The 19,870-nt window shown below is 63.4% G+C and carries 21 protein-coding genes, 1 tRNA gene and 1 other RNA gene; 12 read left to right on the forward strand and 11 right to left on the reverse strand.

Going from position 1 to position 19,870, the window contains the following annotated elements:
- Window positions 1-149 precede the first annotated feature (149 nt).
- Together ABR948_RS08100 and ABR948_RS08105 are read left to right on the forward strand one after the other, a co-directional pair.
- Window positions 150-776 carry a S24 family peptidase gene (locus tag ABR948_RS08100; protein ID WP_428115580.1) on the forward strand — a complete coding sequence of 209 codons (627 nt, stop codon included), beginning with the start codon at window positions 150-152 and terminating at the stop codon, window positions 774-776.
- Between the two features lie 18 nt (window positions 777-794).
- Window positions 795-1,301 carry a mismatch-specific DNA-glycosylase gene (locus tag ABR948_RS08105; RefSeq protein ID WP_428115662.1) on the forward strand — a complete coding sequence of 169 codons (507 nt, stop codon included), beginning with the start codon at window positions 795-797 and terminating at the stop codon, window positions 1,299-1,301.
- A gap of 162 nt (window positions 1,302-1,463) precedes the next feature.
- Here ABR948_RS08105 and ABR948_RS08110 read toward each other — a convergent pair whose 3' ends face one another.
- The 6 genes from ABR948_RS08110 to ABR948_RS08135 form a co-directional block, all read right to left on the reverse strand.
- Complete coding sequence (locus tag ABR948_RS08110) at window positions 1,464-2,246, reverse strand: class II aldolase/adducin family protein (RefSeq protein ID WP_428115583.1); 783 nt, start codon at window positions 2,244-2,246, stop codon at window positions 1,464-1,466.
- A gap of 281 nt (window positions 2,247-2,527) precedes the next feature.
- Window positions 2,528-4,156 (reverse strand): lysine--tRNA ligase, encoded by a 1,629-nt coding sequence (locus tag ABR948_RS08115; protein WP_428115586.1) that lies wholly within the window; start codon window positions 4,154-4,156, stop codon window positions 2,528-2,530.
- Between the two features lie 243 nt (window positions 4,157-4,399).
- Window positions 4,400-5,317, reverse strand: coding sequence for a transporter substrate-binding domain-containing protein (locus ABR948_RS08120; protein ID WP_428115588.1), 918 nt, complete (start codon window positions 5,315-5,317; stop codon window positions 4,400-4,402).
- 100 nt (window positions 5,318-5,417) lie between these two features.
- Window positions 5,418-6,008, reverse strand: coding sequence for an SCO family protein (locus ABR948_RS08125; RefSeq protein ID WP_428115591.1), 591 nt, complete (start codon window positions 6,006-6,008; stop codon window positions 5,418-5,420).
- Between the two features lie 23 nt (window positions 6,009-6,031).
- On the reverse strand, window positions 6,032-6,226 hold the full coding sequence (locus ABR948_RS08130) for a hypothetical protein (protein ID WP_428115594.1): 195 nt from the start codon (window positions 6,224-6,226) through the stop codon (window positions 6,032-6,034).
- Window positions 6,227-6,371: 145 nt separating this feature from the next.
- Complete coding sequence (locus ABR948_RS08135) at window positions 6,372-6,830, reverse strand: hypothetical protein (RefSeq protein WP_428115597.1); 459 nt, start codon at window positions 6,828-6,830, stop codon at window positions 6,372-6,374.
- 276 nt (window positions 6,831-7,106) lie between these two features.
- On the opposite strand from ABR948_RS08135, the gene ABR948_RS08140 reads away from it, so the two are divergent.
- Window positions 7,107-8,765 (forward strand): FAD-binding dehydrogenase, encoded by a 1,659-nt coding sequence (locus tag ABR948_RS08140; protein WP_428115600.1) that lies wholly within the window; start codon window positions 7,107-7,109, stop codon window positions 8,763-8,765.
- A gap of 91 nt (window positions 8,766-8,856) precedes the next feature.
- On the forward strand, window positions 8,857-9,207 hold the full coding sequence (locus ABR948_RS08145; protein ID WP_428115603.1) for a RidA family protein: 351 nt from the start codon (window positions 8,857-8,859) through the stop codon (window positions 9,205-9,207).
- Between the two features lie 134 nt (window positions 9,208-9,341).
- Here ABR948_RS08145 and ABR948_RS08150 read toward each other — a convergent pair whose 3' ends face one another.
- The 3 genes from ABR948_RS08150 to ABR948_RS08160 all read right to left on the reverse strand — a co-directional run bounded on the left by ABR948_RS08150 (window position 9,342) and on the right by ABR948_RS08160 (window position 10,638).
- Window positions 9,342-10,058: a DUF1223 domain-containing protein gene (locus ABR948_RS08150; protein ID WP_428115606.1), complete on the reverse strand. Its 717-nt coding sequence runs from the start codon at window positions 10,056-10,058 to the stop codon at window positions 9,342-9,344.
- 163 nt (window positions 10,059-10,221) lie between these two features.
- Window positions 10,222-10,525, reverse strand: a transfer-messenger RNA (tmRNA) gene (gene ssrA, locus ABR948_RS08155).
- A gap of 39 nt (window positions 10,526-10,564) precedes the next feature.
- Window positions 10,565-10,638: transfer RNA gene (locus ABR948_RS08160), tRNA-Gly, on the reverse strand.
- Between the two features lie 391 nt (window positions 10,639-11,029).
- On the opposite strand from ABR948_RS08160, the gene ABR948_RS08165 reads away from it, so the two are divergent.
- The 7 genes from ABR948_RS08165 to ABR948_RS08195 all read left to right on the forward strand — a co-directional run bounded on the left by ABR948_RS08165 (window position 11,030) and on the right by ABR948_RS08195 (window position 15,576).
- Window positions 11,030-11,752: a hypothetical protein gene (locus tag ABR948_RS08165; protein ID WP_428115609.1), complete on the forward strand. Its 723-nt coding sequence runs from the start codon at window positions 11,030-11,032 to the stop codon at window positions 11,750-11,752.
- Between the two features lie 168 nt (window positions 11,753-11,920).
- Window positions 11,921-12,541, forward strand: coding sequence for a glycosyltransferase family protein (locus ABR948_RS08170; RefSeq protein ID WP_428115612.1), 621 nt, complete (start codon window positions 11,921-11,923; stop codon window positions 12,539-12,541).
- A 172-nt stretch (window positions 12,542-12,713) separates the two neighbouring features.
- On the forward strand, window positions 12,714-13,292 hold the full coding sequence (locus tag ABR948_RS08175; RefSeq protein ID WP_428115615.1) for a methylated-DNA--[protein]-cysteine S-methyltransferase: 579 nt from the start codon (window positions 12,714-12,716) through the stop codon (window positions 13,290-13,292).
- A gap of 9 nt (window positions 13,293-13,301) precedes the next feature.
- Window positions 13,302-14,156 (forward strand): helix-turn-helix transcriptional regulator, encoded by an 855-nt coding sequence (locus ABR948_RS08180; RefSeq protein ID WP_428115617.1) that lies wholly within the window; start codon window positions 13,302-13,304, stop codon window positions 14,154-14,156.
- A 52-nt stretch (window positions 14,157-14,208) separates the two neighbouring features.
- On the forward strand, window positions 14,209-14,568 hold the full coding sequence (locus tag ABR948_RS08185; protein ID WP_428115620.1) for a VOC family protein: 360 nt from the start codon (window positions 14,209-14,211) through the stop codon (window positions 14,566-14,568).
- 17 nt (window positions 14,569-14,585) lie between these two features.
- Window positions 14,586-15,002 (forward strand): SRPBCC family protein, encoded by a 417-nt coding sequence (locus ABR948_RS08190; protein ID WP_428115623.1) that lies wholly within the window; start codon window positions 14,586-14,588, stop codon window positions 15,000-15,002.
- A 109-nt stretch (window positions 15,003-15,111) separates the two neighbouring features.
- Window positions 15,112-15,576, forward strand: a complete 465-nt coding sequence (locus ABR948_RS08195; protein WP_428115625.1) for a hypothetical protein — start codon at window positions 15,112-15,114, stop codon at window positions 15,574-15,576.
- Between the two features lie 6 nt (window positions 15,577-15,582).
- On the opposite strand, the gene ABR948_RS08200 is transcribed toward ABR948_RS08195, so the two are convergent.
- Window positions 15,583-17,013, reverse strand: a complete 1,431-nt coding sequence (locus ABR948_RS08200; RefSeq protein WP_428115665.1) for an MATE family efflux transporter — start codon at window positions 17,011-17,013, stop codon at window positions 15,583-15,585.
- Between the two features lie 291 nt (window positions 17,014-17,304).
- Window positions 17,305-18,357: a hypothetical protein gene (locus tag ABR948_RS08205; RefSeq protein ID WP_428115627.1), complete on the reverse strand. Its 1,053-nt coding sequence runs from the start codon at window positions 18,355-18,357 to the stop codon at window positions 17,305-17,307.
- A 158-nt stretch (window positions 18,358-18,515) separates the two neighbouring features.
- Between ABR948_RS08205 and ABR948_RS08210 the strand changes: the two genes are divergently transcribed.
- A complete protein-coding gene (locus tag ABR948_RS08210; RefSeq protein ID WP_428115630.1) occupies window positions 18,516-19,868 on the forward strand; it encodes a PQQ-dependent sugar dehydrogenase in 1,353 nt (450 codons plus the stop codon).
- The last annotated feature ends 2 nt before the right edge of the window (window positions 19,869-19,870 follow it).

Consider the following 19,870-nt stretch of genomic DNA (forward strand, 5'->3'; position numbering starts at 1 on the left):
CATGCGCGTCGACCGTATCGACGGCACCGGCGCACTTCAAGGGCCGGTTTGCGGCCCTTGCGCCGGATTGTGAATATCGGTCTATTGCGGGAATAATTCCTAGCTTTGGACAAAATCGCCGGATGGCCCGACATCCAAAAGCGCAGCGAATGCTGACCCACGACCAGGTCTGGACCGCGCTGGATCGGCTGGCCGAGCGCGCCGGGATGTCGGCGTCGGGACTGGCGAAAAAATCCGGCCTCGATCCCACCACCTTCAACAAGTCCAAGCGCGTCACCCCCGACGGCCGCGAACGCTGGCCATCGACCGAATCGATCGCCAAGGCGCTCGCCGCCGCCAACAGTTCGATCGACGGCTTCGTGCAGTTGATCGGCGATACCGCGCGCGCCGTGCAGACCGTGCCGCTGCTCGGGTTCGCGCAAGCCGGAACCAGCGGCGCTTTCGACGACGCGGGTTTTCCGGCCGGCCGGGGCTGGGATGCGATGGCGCTGCCCGCGGTCGATGACGAACATGCCTATGCGCTGGAAATTTCCGGCGACCAGATGAAACCGGCCTACCGCGACGGCGATGTCATCGTGGTATCGCCCATAACCCCGATCCGGCGCGGCGACCGTGTGGTCGTGAAGACGCTCCACGGCGAAGTGATGGTCAAGGAGCTGAAGCGCCGGACCACCCGGACGCTGGAACTGGCCTCGCTCCATCCGGCTCACGCCGACCGCACCTTGGCCGCGGCCGACGTCGCATGGATCGCGCGCATCGTGTGGGCTACGCAGTAGGGGAAGCCGTTGGCTGATGTGCTCGACGACCTCCTGGGCGAATCTCTTCAGGTCGTGTTTTGTGGAACGGCCGCGGGAACGGCGTCCGCGAAGGCCGGCGCGTATTACGCGCATCCGCAGAACAAGTTCTGGAAAATTCTCCACGACACCCAATTGACCTCGGAGCTATTGCAGCCCCATCAATACCGCGATCTGCTCCATCACCGGCTCGGTCTCACCGACTTCGTGAAAACCCACTTTGGAATGGATCATCAACTACCGCTGTCCAGGGTCGCAGAGACGGCGCGGGCGCGCTTGCGCGTGTCGATCCTGGAGCATCGGCCCAAATTCCTTGCCTTCACCAGCAAGAACGCCGGGCAACAATTTCTGGGCGGCAAGAGAGATTACGGCGAGCAGATCGAATTGATTGGCGATACCAGGATTTGGATACTGCCGTCGACCTCGGGCGCGGCCAATGGAAGTTGGCGTCCGGAAATCTGGCACCGGTTTGCGGATCGGGTCAGATCGGCCGCCGGATCGGGCTAGGCTCGCGCCACCGGCCCAGCCGTCATTGCCGGGCACAGCCGTCCGAAGGACGGCGTCGCTTCCGCTCGCCTATGACCCGGCAATCCATCACTCGAAAAAATTTTACGAAGCGGGATGGATGCGCGGGTCAAGCCCGCGCATGACGAGTGAGCAAAACGCCCCTTACGACGCGTAATCCGGCTCCTTGCGGTCGAGGATGCGCTTCAAGGCATCGAAATGCCGCTGGGCCGGGGTCGGCCCCTTGTACAGATAGGCCCCGCTGATATCGCGCCTGGTCTTCTCGACCACGGCATCAGGAAGTTTTTTCAGCGGCTGCCCGGTCCACATCGCGTAGATCTGAACCTGGGCGGCGCGCTCGATGTAATAGAGCCGGTCATAGGCATCGGCGATGGTCTCGCCGACCGTGCTGATGCCGTGATTGGCCATGAACAACACGGTCTTGTCGCCGATCACGCCTGCGAGGCGCGCGCCTTCGGCGGGATCGAGCGCAGGCCCGGTGTATTCGTCGTCATAGGCGATCTTGCCCGACATCCCGACTTCGGTCTGGCCGATCTCCTTGATGCGCGGGTCCTCGAGCCGCGTCAGCGCGCTCGCATAGGGCATGTGGGTATGAAACACCGCCTTGGCCTGCGGCAGCGCTTTGTGGATCGGCGCATGGATGCAGTAGCAGGAGCGCTCCACCTCGCCCTCGCCGCGCTTGACCTCGCCGTCATCGATGCCGACCTCCATGAAGGACGAGGCCGTCACCTCGGACCAGTGCATCCCGAACGGAATCTGGTAGTAGCGATCGCCGCGGCCGGGCACCACGAAGGTCAGATGATTGAAGATGCCCTCGTTGAAGCCGTGCATGAAGGCGAGTCGATGCGCCGCCGCCAGATCGACCCGCGCCTGCCATTGCTCGGCGCTGCTTTCCCCGAGCGTGTTCGGCGAAACCCTGAACTGCATGACCATCTCCCGCGATTGCCCGCCTCTCGTCGGAGGCTCTACCTCTTGCCGGAGGCTTGGACCGTTCCCGACACTCCCAGTGTAGCGCAATCGGGAGCGGCTTTGACTGAATTTACGGCGGACCTGCCATCTCGATTTGCGGCTTCACCCGACTGTCGTCCCTGCGAAAGCAGGAACCCATACCGCGAGGTCTTAACGTTTCGCACGCATGCCAGAGGTTCTTGGCAACAACCTATGCCGGTGGTTATGGGTCCCTGCTTTCGCAGGGACGACGACCGGTGTTAAGCCGAGCGCGCCAGCGCGCCGTCGATCATGGTCACCGCATTGGGCAAGCCGTAGACCGCGACGAACGAGCCGAAGCGCGGGCCTTTTTCCTGACCGAGCAGCACCTGATAGAGCATGTTGAACCAGTCGAGCGAGACGCCCGGCCGGCCGTCCTTGCCCTTCTTGACCGCGTCGAGGAACGGCTCGCGGCGGCCGATTTCGTAGACTACGTTCTGGATGTCCTCGGCCGAGGAGTCCGGCGCCAGTTGCGACAGCGCATCGCGCAGATCCTGCAGCGCGGCGCGCTCAACATCGGTCGGCTCGCGGAACTGCTTGGTCGGCGCCACGAAGTCGCGATAATAATTGATCGCATAGCCGACCATCGCATCGAGCTTCGGATGGGTCTGCGGCGTGACGCCGGGACGATAGCGCCCGATGAAGCCCCACAACGTCGCCGCATTCTCCGCGTTCGACGACGACACCAGCGTCAGCAGCAACTGGAACGTGACGGGCATGTCGGCCGCCGGCGGATGGCCGGCGTGGATGTGCCAGACCGGATTGGCCAATTGCTGCTTCGGATCCTGCCGTGAAAACCCGTCGAGAAATTGCTGATAGTCGTCGACATTGCGCGGGATCACGTCGAAGTGCAGCCGCTTGGCCGCCTTCGGCTCGCGGTACATGAACAGCGACAGCGATTCCGGCGACGCATAGCGCAGCCATTCATCGATGGTGAGGCCGTTGCCCTTCGACTTTGATATTTTCTGGCCCTGCTCATCGAGGAACAGCTCGTAGTTGAAGCCTTCGGGCGCCAGGCCGCCGAGCGCGCCGCAGATCTTGCCTGATAGTTTGACGGAATCGATGAGGTCCTTGCCGGCCATTTCATAATCGATGCCGAGCGCGAACCAGCGCATCGCCCAGTCCGGCTTCCATTGCAGCTTGCAATGCCCGCCAGTGACCGGAAGCGTGACGCGCTCCTTGGTCTCGGGATCTTCATAGGTGACGGTCCCGGCCTTGACGTCATGCGCCGTAATCGGCACCTGCAGCACCACGCCGGTGCGCGGGCAGATCGGCAGGAACGGCGAATAGCTCGCCGCGCGCTCTTCGCGCAATGACGGCAGCATGATCGCCATCACCTGATCGATGCGTTCCAGCACGCGCAACAGCGCCGCATCGAATCTTCCGGACGTGTAGTAATCGGTCGAGCTGGCGAACTCATAGTCGAACCCGAAGGTGTCGAGAAAAGCGCGCAGCCGCGCGTTGTTGTGCGCGCCGAAACTCGGATGGGTGCCGAACGGATCGGGGACCTTTGTCAGCGGCTTGCCGAGATAGGCGGTGAGCATCTCCTTGTTCGGCACATTGTCCGGCACCTTGCGCAACCCGTCCATGTCGTCGGAGAACGCGATCAGGCGGGTCTTCACCTTGTCCTCGGTCAGCACGCGAAACGCATGACGCACCATGGTGGTGCGCGCGACCTCGCCGAAGGTGCCGATATGCGGCAGGCCGGACGGGCCATAGCCGGTCTCGAACAGCACCTCGTCCTTCGGCTTTTTCTTCAGCCGCGCCACAATCGCCTTGGCCTGCTCGAACGGCCAGGCGTTGGATTGTTCGGCGAGCGCGCGCAGCGCAGAAGGATCGATCGTGGACATCTCAGAAAACTCTCTCCGGGGCCGGAACGCCGGCCTGCTTGTAATATAATCGTCATTGCGAGCGAAGCGAAGCAATCCACGCTTACTTGTTGCCGTATGGATTGCTTCGCTTCGCTCGCAATGACGAAAGTAGCATCGTAGGGTGGGCAAAGCGAAGCGTGCCCACCACCACGCGCGTTAACTTAACATGGTGGGCACGGCGCAAGTGCGCCTTTGCCCACCCTACGATTCCAAATCAGACTCCTAAAACGGGCTGACTGAAAAATAGCGCAGCCACAAATCGGTGTAGCGGCCCTTTTCCCACAGCCGAAACAGCGCCCAGTTCAGCGATTGCCGCAACAGATCATTGCCCTTGCGCACCGCGATGCCGATGCCCTCGCCGAAATAGCGGCTCTCGACGAACGGGCCGCCCGAGAACGCGCAGCATTCGGCGGAGTCGGTGCCGTTGATCCAGAACGCCAGCGAGATCGCATCGCCGAAAATGAAGTCGACCTCGCCGCGCCGCAGTCCAAGCCGCAGCGCCTCGTCGTTGGGATAGGGGTGCAGTTCGGCGTCGGTGAACATCGCCTTGAGATAGGCCTCGTGCGCGGAGCCGGCGATGGCGCCGATTTTCTTGCCCTCGAGATATTCCGGGCGAATCTCCCGCATCACGGCGTCGCGCCGCGACACGAAGCGCGCCGGCGCCCGGTAATACGGATCGCTGAAATCGACCCGGGCGCGCAGTTGCGGCGTCACCGCGAGCGAGGCGATGATGGCGTCGCCGCGGTTGCTGGAAATCGCATCGAGCAGGGTCTCGAACCGGCGCATCTGGATGGTGCAGGTGACCTTGATCTCGTCGCAGATCAGCCGCGCCAGATCGACATTGAAGCCCGCCGGGTTGCCGTCGGGGCCGGTGAAGTTGAAGGGCGGGTAGTCGGTCTCGGTCAGGAACCGGATCACCGTGAGGCGCGACAGGTCCGGCCGGTCCGGCCGCCGCCTCGGGTCCCAGAAGCCGGGTACCGCCTGGGGTGCGGCCTCGGAGGCGGGTTTTGCGACATTTTGCGCGCGTGCACCGCCCGCGCACAGCGCCAAAGCCAGCATCGCAAAACCGGCCAGTGCCAGCGCGGCGCAGGCGTTGCGGCCGGATTTTCCAAATTGGCGTGAAGTTATCAGGGGTTGCATCGCCGACGCGGTTCCGGAGGAGACGGCCTTATAGACCATCCGGCGGGCAAAGGAATGCCGTTTGCGCCACAAACACCTCGCGGCCCCGGGGGACAGCGGGTCAGAGGTAATGCTGCAGATCGGCCGCGGCTTCCTCGGGCTTGCGATTGAGGTTGAACGGCGAGACGAACCGGCCGTCACGATCCATCAGATAGATCAGCGCGGTGTGATCCATGGTGTAGTCGCCATCCTTCAGCGGCACCTTGCGGGCATAGACCCGGTATTCCGAAAGCACTTTTGCGATCTGGTCGGGATCGCCGGTGAGGCCCTTCAGGCGCGGATCGAAGCTCGACAGGTATTCCTTCATCGCCGCCGCGGTGTCCCGCTCGGGATCGACCGAAATATAATAGGCGTTGACGCGGTCGGCATCCTTGCCCATCGCCTTGAGCACCTCGGAAATCTCGAACAGCGTGGTCGGGCACACGTCCGGGCAATGGGTAAAGCCGAAGAAGATCAGCGTCGGATGACCCTGCATGTTCTTTTCGGTCACGGTCTGACCGGCCTGGTCGGTGAGCTGGAATGGCCCGCCGATCGCCGACGGGGTGGCCACATGGCGCAATCCGCCCAGCGCCCACAGCATCAGCACCAGCCCAACCACCAGGCTTCCGGCGAAAGCAGCAATAATGACAAGTGGGCGGGTGGTCCGATCCATCGTGGAATTCCCTTGTTAGCGGATCAGAAGCAGGCGGAGATGCCGGAGGAAATCATCTCGAAAAAGACCGCCGTTCCGTAGTGGAACCAGAGCGCGAGCGCGCCGACCAAAAGCACCGCACCGAGACCCGCACCCGCCATCACAATCGCCGGCGCGACCCTGCGTACCGGAGGTACACCCCCGGGCAGTTGCTGCGGCGTGGAGACTGGCAAAGCCATCGGCGACCATCTGAATGAGCTGAAACGACGGGTGGCGTGGAGCCGCCGCCCGCCGGTCTATCCCGTTCAGATAAGGCCAGTCGTGCGGCCGGGCAAGCACCCCGGCGGCGGCCGCGATCACGTCATGCTGACTTGAAGAGCGCGCTCAGCGCGTTGCCGAGGCCCGGGCGTCGAGGAAACAGGGATGGTACAGGCTCTCCAATTCCTTGCCGCGCAGGAAGATCATGCGCTGCGTCAACCCGCCGCGCTGGGCGATCCAGCGCTTCACCGGCGAGGGATACATCGAATAGAGCATCTGGGTGGCTTCGGGATTGGTGACCGCATGACCGTCGTCGCTGAAGTCCCACGCCGCGTGGAACCCGAGGCTGGCGTGCGACGTCACGCAGATCTTGTCGTGGGGGATGGCACCGAGCACGATGGTACAGGCCGAGGCGCACAAACCGTCGATGATCACCATCTCGCCGGAGCTGCGCATGTCCTGGTATTTGTCCACATAGGTTCCGATCCGGCCTCCGCGGTCTTCGCCGATACGAACCACCGCATGGCTCGTCGCAACGCCCGCCAGCAGGAGAACGGCCGTCAGCAAACCCGTCATGAACTTCATATTCAGCCCCAGTTTAAAACCTGTCGAACCCGAATCTGATCGTCTTGAGAGTGTCACCAGCGTGTTGCGAGACCGCCATTTTGTCCAGATGCGAATCGTGACTCAAATCAAATTCAAATTGAGTGTTGCCGGCCGGCTGCACTCGGCTGCCGGAGGGTCCCAAACTGGAACATTCCGCGGCCCGGCGGCGTGGCGCGGTCATTAAGAGCTGGTTTACCGTTGACCGCGCCGGATGCCACGGGCTTCAATCATCCGTAAAAAGCCGGGGGACGGGCGATGGCTGAGGATGCTGACGTCATTGTGGTCGGTGGGGGCCTCGCGGGCCTCGTCGCTGCGACGGAGATTGCCGACGCCGGCAAGCGCGTCATCGTGGTCGATCAGGAAGGCGAGCAGAGCCTCGGCGGCCAGGCCTTCTGGTCGTTCGGCGGCCTGTTCCTGGTGGATTCCCCCGAACAGCGCCGACTCGGCATCAAGGACAGTCACGATCTGGCGCTGCAGGACTGGATGGGGTCGGCGGGCTTCGACCGCGATGAGGATCTGTGGCCGAGGCGCTGGGCCGAAGCCTATGTGGCCTTCGCGGCCGGCGAGAAACGCGCGTGGTTGCGGGCGATGGGCCACCGGATCTTCCCGGTGGTCGGCTGGGCCGAGCGCGGCGGCTATGATGCGATGGGCCACGGCAATTCGGTGCCGCGGTTCCATGTCACCTGGGGCACCGGCCCGGGCATCATCGAGCCGTTCGAGCGGCGCGCGCGCGAGGCCCAGACCAGCGGAGAGCTGACGTTCAGGTTCCGCCACCGCGTCGATGCGCTCACGATCACCAATGGCGCCGTCGACGGCGTCAGCGGCTCGGTGCTGGAGCCAGACAGCGTCGCGCGCGGCGCCAGCAGTTCGCGCCGCGTCGTCGGCGACTTCACGCTCCGCGCCCAGGCCGTGATCGTCGCCTCCGGCGGTATCGGCGGCAATCACGATCTGGTTCGGCAGAACTGGCCCAGGCGCCTTGGCGACGCGCCGAAGCACATGATCTCCGGCGTGCCCGAACATGTCGACGGCCGGATGATCGGCATTACCGAAGCCGCCGGCGCACGACTGATCAACCGCGACCGGATGTGGCATTATGTCGAGGGTATCCGGAACTGGGCGCCGATCTGGCCGCGCCACGGCATTCGTATCCTGCCCGGGCCGTCGTCGATGTGGTTCGACGCGTCAGGCAGGCGGCTGCCCTCGCCGCTGTTTCCCGGCTCCGACACGCTCGGCCAGCTGCAATACATCCAGTCGACCGGTTACGATTATTCGTGGTTCGTGCTGACCCAGAGCATCATCAAGAAGGAATTCGCGCTGTCGGGCTCGGAGCAGAATCCCGACCTTACCGGCAAGAGCTGGTGGATGACCGCGCGACGCGCCACCAACAAGGGCGCGCCGGCGCCGGTCGAAGCCTTCAAGCGCCAAGGCGCCGACTTCATCGTGCGCGACAACCTGACGGATCTGGTCGACGCCATGAATGCGCTGGCCGGCGACAATCTCCTGAAAGCCGAACAGTTGAAGGCGCAAATCGAGGCGCGCGACCGCGAGATCGCCAATCCTTACGTCAAGGATAATCAGATAATGAACATCCACAATGCGCGCCGCTATATCGGCGACCGGCTGATCCGCACCGCCAAACCGCACCGGATTCTCGATCCCGCCCATGGCCCGCTGATCGCGGTGAAACTCAACATCCTGACCCGCAAGACGCTGGGCGGTTTCGAGACCGACCTCGACAGCCGCGTGTTCGGCAACGGCGGCCAGATCATGCCGGGGCTTTATGCGGCCGGCGAAGCCGCCGGTTTCGGCGGCGGCGGCATGCACGGCTATCGCTCGCTGGAAGGGACGTTCCTCGGCGGCTGCCTGTTTTCAGGCCGCAACGCCGGGCGCGCCGCGGCGAAGGCGGTCCCCTGAGGCCGAGACCAAATCCCTTGAAAACACAGTGGCGGACCGCCCAACTCCGCGCTAAGGGCTAGCCCGTAACGACATCCATTCGGAGAAAAATATGACCATCCAGCGTTTCGAAGTAGGCCCGCGCATGAGCCAGGCCGTTGTTCACGGCGATACCGTCTATCTCGCCGGCGTCGTGGCCAACGCAGCGGCTGGCGAAAGCGTCACCAAGCAGACGCAGGAGGTGCTCTCGATCATCGATGGCCATCTCGCCAAAGCCGGAACCGACAAATCGAAACTGCTGACGGCGACGATCTATCTGACCGACATCACGACCTTCGCCGAGATGAACGCGGTGTGGGACGGCTGGGTCTCGACGGGAAATACCCCGGCGCGCGCCACCGTCGAGGCCAAGCTCGCCGCGCCCCGCTATAACGTCGAGATCATGGTGACCGCGGCGCGGTAGCGCCTGCTAGAGCATGATTCAACTGAGTTGAATCATGCTCGTCGTCCATTTTCTTGTTTGAGCATGATCTCCGCGCAAACGCCTCTGGCGTTTGTCGCGAGGGAAAACCGGTTCCCACTTTTCCGGATCATGCTCTAGCTTGAGCCGCCGGCCAGCCGCGACGCACCGACGATCTGGCCGTCCGGCGCTTCCAGCACCACCGCGACATCCTGGCCTTCGGGGAATGGTTCGCTGACGCGCAGCGGCGCTCCCGACCATTGGCCGACCGGCCGGAACGATCGGACCACATTGGCTTCGATAAAGGTCCGGCCGCTGTTTTCGCCGCGGGCGATCGCCGTCGTATGTTCATGGTCGAAGCCGATCAACAGCACCCTGGCGTTGCCGCTGCCGGAGCTGACGTCGATTGACACCTGCTCGCCATTTCTGGTGACGCTGACCGAGGCGGCGGTGCGGCCCTTGCGCCTGGCGTTTTCGATCGCCGAGCCGACCTCGCCGCGATCCGAACCGACCATGCCGGCGGCGCCATCGACCACCATCTCCGGCGTGTAGGATCCGTCGCCAAAGCGGTGGCCATAGACGTCCTGGCGCTGCGTCGCGGCCGGCAATGAAAACGGATCCTTCCAGCCCAGCCGATCCCAATAGGTGACGTGGAAGGCGAGCGCCAGCACGTCGCGGCGGTCCTTCGACAATTCGTTCAGATAGGCGTTCGCGGGAGGACACGACGAGCAGCCCTGCGACGTGAACAACTCGACCACGACAGGCCGCTCCGCGGCCAAAGCTGCAACCGGCGACAGACCGGCGATCAATCCAAGGGACATGACAAAGCGCGACATCACGAAACGGGGCAGCATGGCGATCCTCCTGTGGTAGGTTCACCATGTTCGCAACCAGGGAGCGGATTGTTACGGGCGGCCGGGGGCCGGGCCTCACACGAAATCTTGAAGGCGGCTGCGACCCAATTCATGGGTCGGCCGTGTCCAAAACAAAGCCGCGCCAACCCGAGGGTTGACGCGGCGATGAAGCTTCTGTTGCCAGGTGCTCCGGACCCCGAACAGGTTACGCCGCGAGGCGCACTTCGTTCAATGCAACGTTATCGTTTGCATTTAGGTTTTTGACCCGATAACGGCGATTTTGCCTTCCGGCAGAATCGATCTCACCGACAAAATCTTTTGCCGAAGTGAGACCTTTAAGCTCAAGGGCTGCTCAGGTGGAGGCGCCGGGTACTGCCCCCGGGTCTGCCCGCAGTCCGCTCTAAGGTTCAGCGCCATCGTCTTGCGACAGCAAAACCCTACGCGTGATCGATCCGGAAAGATAGGTTCAAGTCCGCTGGCGTCGCTCGGGCAAGCCGGTGCGAATTTGGAGCGGGCGAAGGGAATCGAACCCTCGTATGCAGCTTGGGAAGCTGCCGTTCTACCATTGAACTACGCCCGCATATCAACGACTTAGCTGGTATTTTCCGTCGATCTTGTTGGCCATTTCCTTGCCGGTCTTGGCGTCCGATCTTGCGGTTACCCGTGATCTTATACTGCGATTTTGAGACGCGCCAATACCCGAGCCTCGTTGGCGGTGGCGTAAGCCATCATGGATGGCTTGGTTCGCCAGCGAACGACCATCCCGTCGGCCAGCCGCTCAACCATGGCTTTGACGCTCGACGTTGAGCCATGGGCAGACAACCAGCGACCCGCATCGAGGAAATTTGTCACCGAATGTTGCTGAGCGCACCAGCGCAAGCTATCGCCATATATCTGCACCGGAACGGAAAGGTCTCATTAACGATAAAACCCCTAGGGTCGCAACGGCTTAGCAAAACGGGGCACACACCATGAGTTCGATTTCCGCGACTTCCAGTAACGCATATTCTCCGCTTCAAAGGCTGCAGCAGGAGTTGCAGTCAGAGGTATCCGCGGGAACGATCAGTTCCAGCGACCAGAGCGCGCTGTCTACCGCGCTCACCGATATCAACTCCGCATTGACCAGCGGTCAGTCGAGCAGCCAATCGTCGAATGGTCAGCCACCTTCGCCGGGCTCCATCGGCACCAAGATCAACAGCCTTATTTCCAATGAGGTCAGCAACGGCACCTTGACGAGCGCTCAGGCCACCGAGCTTCAAAACGTCTTCGCCAATGCCTTCTCAGGCGGTCCCGGAGGGTCGGGTGGTCCGCAGGGTGCCGGAGGGCCGCCGCCCGGACCGCCGCCGTCCGGTGGCACATCGTCATCCTCTACCTCATCTGCGAGTAGCACCGGGTTCACCATCGAGATCCTGTTGTCGGGCAACGGCACGTCTTCAACCAGCAGCACGTCCTCGACCGGCACCGGATTTTCAATTCAGGATTTATTGGCCGAAGCCAGCACGTCTTCGACAAGCAGCACGTCGTCGAGCAGTACATCGTCCAGCAGCACCAGCAGCGATGTCAGCAATATCATCCAGGATTTCCTGAAGCTGCTTCAGGATTCACAATCGACCGCCTCGACCTACGGCGCGGGTGGAACCTCCAGCGCGTCCGCGGCATCCATCAGTGCATTGCTGATCAATTATCAGGTTTAGTACAGCGCGCGTCGATTTGGGTCCGGTGGACACGCCGGACCCATTCCATGTTTCAAAATTTGCCATGTTTCAAAATTTGCGCCTCCCGGCGTCCGCATTGGAACGCCGGAAAGACAATTGACCCGCCAGCGCAAGCCGTAGACTATTAGAAACGTGGACTATCAGAAAATGGATTCGCCGCTGCCTCGTGTCGCCATCGCCGTACCGTCGGGCGACATGGTGCATGCCGATTTCGCCATGGCCTATGCTCAGCTCTGCATGGCGTCCGCCGGACTGCCCTTGCAACTGATTACGGTCAAATCGTCGATCGTGGCGCAGGCGCGCAATAACGGCGTCGAGCATGCCAGGGATTTCAAGGCAGACTTCATATTCTTCCTCGATAGCGACATGCTATTCCCGCCGACCGCGCTTTTCCGTCTCCTGCTTCACGGCAAGGACATCGTTGGCGCAACCTACACCAAGCGTGTGGCGCCGTTCGAGATCCTCGGCACCAAGCTCGCCGAGCAGCCGGCCGTTTTGTCGGGCGATCTTCTTGAAATGCAGCGCATTCCAACCGGCTGCCTGCTGATCAAGATGGCTGTCTTCGACAAGCTCTCCAAACCGTACTTTCGGTTCGAGACCGATTCCCATGGCGCCATCATCGGCGAGGACTATGTATTTTGCGATCGGGCGCGCGAGGCTGGATTCCAGATCTGGTGCGATGCCGTTATGTCCCGGGAAATCGGCCATATCGGGCAGAGTGTTCACCGCCTCCCCGAGGCAGCACCGAACGGCACCGCGCCTTCCTAGCTGATGCGCCGATGCGTTGGCGTCGAAAGCCAGCAAGATCGCTGCGCGACCGGAGACCGCGCGATCCGCCAGGCCGGTTGACCCGTCACCCCCGCACCGGCCTTAACCGAACCCGCATTTTCCAGGTGCGGCGGTTTGTGACGGTGATATGATGCCGTCGGGGGAATGCGTAATGGCGGGGCGTGGGTACACTATATTCGACACCGGAATCGGCCGATGCGGCATCGCATGGGGCAGTTTCGGTATTGTCGGCGTGCAACTGCCGGAGGCCCGCGAAATCGAAACCAGGGGCCGGATGCTGCGCCAGTATCCCGAGGCGCGCGAAACGCGTCCGCCGCTGAATGTCGAAATTGCGATCGAGGGCATCGTCGCGATGCTGCGTGGCGAACCTTGCGATCTGACCGACGTCACGCTCGACATGAGCGGCATCCACGCCTTCAATGCCCGGGTTTACGCATTCGCCCGGACCATCCCGCGCGGCGAAACCCGCACCTATGGCGAAGTCGCCGCCGCCTTGAGGGCGTCGGGCGCCGCGCACTCGGTCGCGCAGGCGATTGCCCGTAACCCGTTCATGATCATCGTGCCGTGCCATCGCGTGCTCGAGGCCGGCAGCTACACCGACAAGATCTCGCCGAGCGGCGGCGCCATCTCCAAGCGCCGGCTGCTGTCGATCGAGGGCGCCCACACCATCAGCAGCAAGACCCTGTTCGACGTGCTGCTGCCGGTTGCTCCGCCACGCCCGCAGGGCTAAAATCGCGGCATGACCGCGACCACTTTGTTGCAGCGCCAATCGATCACGGTGTCCGACTTCCGCTGCAGCGCCGGGCCGGGCGATCAACCGTTCGCCGAACTGCATCGCTGTCATTCCGTCTCCTATGTGCGCAAGGGCAGCTTCGGCTGCACAACCCGCGGCCGGACGTTCGAGCTGGTGACGGGGTCGGTTTTAGTGGGCCATCCCGGCGACGAATATGTCTGCAGCCACGATCATGTCTGCGGCGACGAATGCCTGTCGTTTTTTCTGAGCCCGGAACTGGTGGAGGCGATCGGCGACCGGCGCGACATCTGGCAGATCGGCAGCGCGCCGCCGCTACCCGAATTGATGGTGCTGGGCGAGCTTGGGCAGGCCGCAGCCCTGGGCCGCAGCGATATCGGCCTCGACGAGATCGGACAAATATTCGCCAGCCGCTTTGTCGACGTCGTGTCCGGGCGGCGCGCAAAGCCGATGGCGGCCTCGACGCGGGATCGCCGCCGGGCGGTGGAAGCCGCGCTGTGGATCGACGCGCATTCGCGCCAGCAGATCGATCTGGAACGGACCGCCGCCCAGGCCAACACCAGCCCGTTCCACTTCCTGCGGCTGTTTTCGAGCGTGCTCGGCGTCACCCCGCACCAATATCTGGTGCGCTCGCGACTGCGTCACGCGGCGCGGCTTTTGGCCGAGCAAGATACTTCCGACAATGACATTTCCGTCACCGACATTGCCTATGATGTCGGATTCGGCGATCTCTCCAATTTCGTCCGCACCTTTCACCGCGCCGCCGGCGTCTCACCACTGCGATTCCGGCAAGCCGCGCGTGGCAAGCGCAAGATTTTCCAAGAACCGCCGAACCTGCACTGATTAGGGTGATCTCCTCCGCGCCTTTTCGCGCGCGCATCCATTGGAGATCAGCATGTACGACCACATCGGATTGAAGGTTAAAAATCTCGACGCCAGCGTGCGGTTTTACACCGCGGCCCTGGCGCCGCTCGGATATGTCCTGTGCTCGCACGATGAGAGCGGCGCGGGTTTCGGGCCCAAGGGCGAACCGGCGCTGTGGCTGTATCCGCACAAGGGCGACGCGGGCGCCGGCGCCCACATCGCGTTCCGCGCCCCCGATCACGCGGCGATCCGGACATTTCACAGCGCGGGCGCAACCGCCGGCGGCCGCGACAACGGCGCCGCCGGCCCGCGGGCCGATTACAGCCCGACCTATTTCGCCGCGTTCCTGATCGACCCCGATGGCAACAATGTCGAGGCGGTTTGCGCGTGACTTGAGGATCACATCACATGGCTTCCATTCACAGGGAAATCCCGATCGACGCCCGGCCCTCGGACGTGTGGGCAGCGGTGCGCGATTTCGGCGCCGTGCATCGGCGGCTGGCGCCGGGATTCGTGCTCGACGCGCGTCTCGACGGCGAGGCGCGCATCGTCACCTTCGCCAACGGCACCGTCGCGCACGAACTGCTGGTCGATTGCGACGACACACGGCAGCGGCTGGTCTATGCCGTGATCAGCGAACGGGTGAAACATTATAACGCGTCGGTGCAAGTCGTGGCCGATGGAGGCGCCGCCGACGGCGAGGCGCGCGCCCGGCTGATCTGGGTTGTCGACCTCTTGCCCAACGACATCGCGCCCTATATCGCCGGCCAGATGGATCAGGCTGTTCTCGCGATGCAGAAAGCCCTGGATCGCGGCCCCGCGTAGCAGGCAACGTGATCTTTCTCACAGAAGCCGGGCGCGCGCTTGCGTAAGCCTCGCCTCATGCGTCCGGTTTGCACCGCTTCCGCGGCGCTACGCATACGAGGACAGAGCCATGACAGGTGCTGACAGAGTAGTGTGCCAGGCAGCGACGCTGCTGTTGCTGTTGACCCTCACATCGGCGCCGGCGAAGGCCCAGCTGGCCGGCTTCGGCGGCGGAGGCGGCGGCGACATGATGACCCAGATGGCGCCGATGCTCGAAATGATGAAGGCGAAAATGGGCAAGCGCCGCTTCGCCATGATGATGCAGACCATGGGGCCGATGATGAGCAAGATGATGGACGGCAGCGGCGGCGGCGGCGGCTTGGGCGGCATGCTGGGTGGCGGCGGCATCCCCGGCGGCCTCGGTGGCGGCGCGGGCTTTGCTCCGGAGGGTATCGGCGCCGGTATCGGCGGCGGCGACATCATGGGCATGCTCGGCGGCGGCGGGGGCGGCGAGATGATGAGCATGATTCCGCAACTGATGCGGATGGCCAATTTCGGCGGCGGATACGGTCACCGGCGGCACCGGCGACGCTAGCACCCGCTACTCAACGACGCCGGACAGGGCAGCACGGACCGGCGTCATCACGTCGCGCTTCGGCGCCCACCGCGTCAGAATGACGCTCGAGGCCGAGAACACGCCGAGCGCCACCATCGATGCGGCCGCCAGCACGAAAAAGTTCGCGGCCGTCGCGTCATGGTTCGACAGCCACCAGCCGCCGCCGCCGATCAACAACAGCCGTGCGCTTTGCGCCAGCACCGGCCCGATCACCTTGGCCGCGCCCTGCGATGAAAAATACATCGACATCGCGAGCCCGATGAAGGCGTACATCGGTGCCGCGGTCGACAGATATTCCCGGCTGGCGGCGCGCACGCCGGGATCGCCAGTGAAGATGTTGACCCACAGATCCGGAAAGATCGCGATCAAGGTGCCGATCAGGCCGACGGAAACGAACGACACCAGGCCCGCGGTCCAGGCAATCCGCCGCGCCCGCGCCACCCGTCCGGCGCCGATCGCCATCCCGATCATCGGCACCGACGCGATGCCGACCGCGAAGGCCACCGAGGTCAGCATGAATTCGAGCCGCGCCCCGATGCCGTAGCCGGCCAGCACCGCGGTGCCGAAACCCGCCAGCATGTGGGTGAAGATACTGATGGTCAGCACCGATTGCAGCGGCGAAAAGCACGAGACCAGGCCGACTTTCAGGATATCGATGAACATCGCCCGGCGAATGCGTAGTCCCCTGATCCTGGGAATGACGCGCGCCCGCCCGGAAAACAAATACCACCCCATCACCGATATGCTGATCAGGTAGGCGATCAGCGATCCGGCCGCGACGCCCCGCATGCCGAATGGCGGAATCGGACCCAAACCAAGACCGAGCGTGCCGCCGAGAATGATCTGAAACACCGCGGAGCTGAGGATCATCAGCGACGGCAGTTTCATGTTGCCGGTGCCGCGCAGGACACCCGCCATGCAGTTCATCAGCCAGGGCAGCACCGCACCGCCGAAAAAAATCTGTGCATAGCCGATGGCATTAGCCAGCACATCGCCGCGGCCGCCGAGCAAGGCCAGCAGCGCGGGGCCGAAAATCAGCATCACCAGCATGAAGGTCAGCCCGAAGCAGATGCCGATCAGCAGGGCGTGGGCGGCCAGCGTCGAGGCGCGCTCGACATCGCCGGCGCCGAGTGAACGCGCAATCGCGGACGCCACGCCACCGCCCATCGCGCCGCCCGACATCGTCATGGTCAGGACCACAAACGGAAACACCAGCGCCATCGCCGCCAGCGACTCTACCCCGAGCCGGCCGATATAGGAGGTCTCGGCGATGACCACGCAGGTGCCGGCGCTGAGCGCAATCACATTGGGCCACGCCAGCCACAACAGCGTGGGCAAGATCGGGCCGTCGAGCAGCGCATCTTTCAGCCGCGGCTCGGGCGGCGGAAGCGGACGCTCCTCCTCGTCGACGGGCATCTCGGCGACCGCGATATCGGGCAATTGTTTCTCCCTAAAGCATGATTCAACCGGGTTGAATCATGCTCGTCGTCCATTCTCTTGTTTGAGCATGATCTCCGCGCTAACGCCTCCGGCGTTTGTCGCGAGGGAAAACCGGTTCCCACTTTTCCGGATCATGCTCTAGGCCCGATCTGATTGCCGCGCCGTGCTGGTTCCTAGCACGAACGAATCCGATTCCTCCTGCGGCAGACGCATGGGCCGCCTGCGCAATTCATTCGCCTTCGATATGCCGCGATGCGGGAAGTTCAATCAGCCGATCGACCAGACAAAGGGCAGGCCACCGCCTGCTGCCGGTCTCATATCAACGGCGATGCGCCGGCCGCAGCCGGCCGCCAGACCTTCGACCAATCCTTGCAGGACGCGCGCGCAAGCCGGATGATCATCGGCGACACCGGCCATGAGCTTCCAGGTCTGCTGCCGGATCTCAAAGGCACCGCCGGTTTCGGTGATCCCTGCGATGTCGTCCTGCGCTTCGAACAGCGCGAGCAGGAATGCCGCAAAATCTCGTGCGGTTGCCCCGCTGGCGCAGAGGCCGCGCGCGACCTCCTCGAAATACTGCATGCCGATCAGCTTGCCGGTCAGATGCAGGAGATAGCCGGCATCTTCGGGGCCGAACAATTGCACCATGACCGGGGCGGCGGTGCGCACATATTCCATCGCGTAATTGCGATAGGCTTTTTCGAGCCGCGGCCTGGGCCAGCTCGCAACCGGCAGCGCCGGCGCGGTGGCGGGATCGAACAATGGTGCCTCGAGATGACGCGCGAACACCAGGCGCTGATCGGGCTCGAGCGCGTGATCGTATTCGCAGTAATAACCTTCAAGTCCGTCCTGACCGTCGACGCTTTGTTTGGTACAGACGAAGCCGAGTTTTGTATTGCCGAGCGCGACGCCATTGTTGGCGTGCCAGCCGCGCAGCATCGCGCGCGAGACTTCGCCGGGCACGCCGCAGATCGCGGTTCCCTTCCAGATCCAGCGCGGCGGCGGATAGCGGATCCAGGCCTTGCGATCCGACTCGTACATGTATTCGACGCGGACGCCGCCGATCCAGTTGGAGAGATAGTGATATTGCGCGGCCGCGACCGCCGGCGGCAAATGGCTGAGGCCGAGCTTGTCGAGGCCCGGCAGGAAGCGTTCCTGCTGCTGGCGGCGGAAAACCCGGAACACGAATTCCGCGGCATCCGATGTTCCGCGCCGCGTCACCACGGTGAGAATAAGTCCGGTGAAACAGGCATGATAGAGGTCGGCGACACCTCGCCATCGCAGCCACTTCGCGGCCTGCGCGCCGTCCTGCACCTCCGTCATCTTCACTCCCCCGTCCGCTTTTGCGTTTTTTCGTTGGCGATGAGCATAGGCCCGGGCCGCCCATTTCACACGAATTTCATGGCCAGAACTGTTTTTTGGGCAAAGGCTGTGAACATCAACCGGCTTTCCGTATTGTATCGCCACAGGGAGGAACAAGCATGCGCAACCATATGATGGCGGCCAGACATCTTCTGCTGGCGACGTGTATTGGGATACTCACGCTTCCGCTCGCCGCCTGCAACGAGCAGGACAGCGCCGTCACCGAACAGACCTTTGGGCCTTCGCCCACTTTGCCGGCGCCGCAAAGCTCGTGGTTTCCGACGGTCAATGTGGCCAAGGCGATCGGCTGGGCCGCCGGCGGCAAACCCACCGCCGCCAACGGAATGGCGGTCAATGCCTTCGCCACCGGGCTCGACCATCCGCGCACGGTTTACGTCCTGCCCAATGGCGACGTGCTGGTGGCCGAGACCAACGCCCCGCCGAAGCCCGACGACGGCAGCGGCATCAAGGCCTGGGCGACAAAGTTCGTGATGGGCCGCGCTGGCGCCACCACGCCCACCGCCAACCGCATCACGCTGCTGCGGGACGCGGATGGCGACGGCGTCGCCGAAACCAGGACGGTTTTTCTCGAAGGGCTGAATTCACCGTTTGGCATGGCGCTGGTCGGCAACGATTTCTATGTCGCCGATTCCGATGCGATCATGAAATTCCCTTACCACACCGGCGACACCAGAATTACCACCCCCGGCGTCAAGCTCGCGGACCTGCCCGCCGGCCGCATCAACCATCACTGGACCAAGGATCTTACCGCCAGTCCCGATGGCACAAAACTTTACGCGACCGTCGGCTCCAACAGCAATGTCGGCGAAAACGGCATGGAAGCCGAAGCCAACCGCGCCGCCGTGCTGGAAGTCAATCGTGCCAGCGGCCAATGGCGCGTGTTCGCCTCGGGTCTGCGCAATCCGAACGGGCCGTCATGGCAGCCGCAAAGCGGCGCGCTGTGGGTTGCGGTCAACGAGCGCGACGAACTCGGCAACGATCTGGTTCCGGACTATATGACCTCGGTCAAGGACGGCGGATTCTACGGCTGGCCCTACAGCTATTACGGCCAGCATGTCGACGTCCGCGTCGAACCGCAGCGGCCCGATCTGGTCGCGAAGGCGATCGCGCCGGATTATGCGCTCGGCGCGCATACGGCCTCCTTGGGCCTGACCTTCAATACCGGCAAGCTGTTTCCGCCCGAGATGGCCAACGGCGCCTTCGTCGGCCAGCACGGCTCCTGGAACCGGAATCCCCGCGCCGGCTACAAGGTGATCTTCGTGCCCTTCGCCAACGGCATGCCTTCGGGCAAACCGCAGGACGTGCTGACCGGTTTCCTCAGCGCCGACGGCGAGGCCCAGGGACGGCCGGTCGGCGTTCGGATCGACAGACAGGGCGCGCTACTGGTCGCCGACGATGTCGGCAACACCGTCTGGCGCGTGACGCCGTCGCCGAAATCGGCGGCGCGGTAAAC

Source organism: Bradyrhizobium sp. (genome assembly GCF_050014615.1).
GTDB lineage: Bacteria > Pseudomonadota > Alphaproteobacteria > Rhizobiales > Xanthobacteraceae > Bradyrhizobium.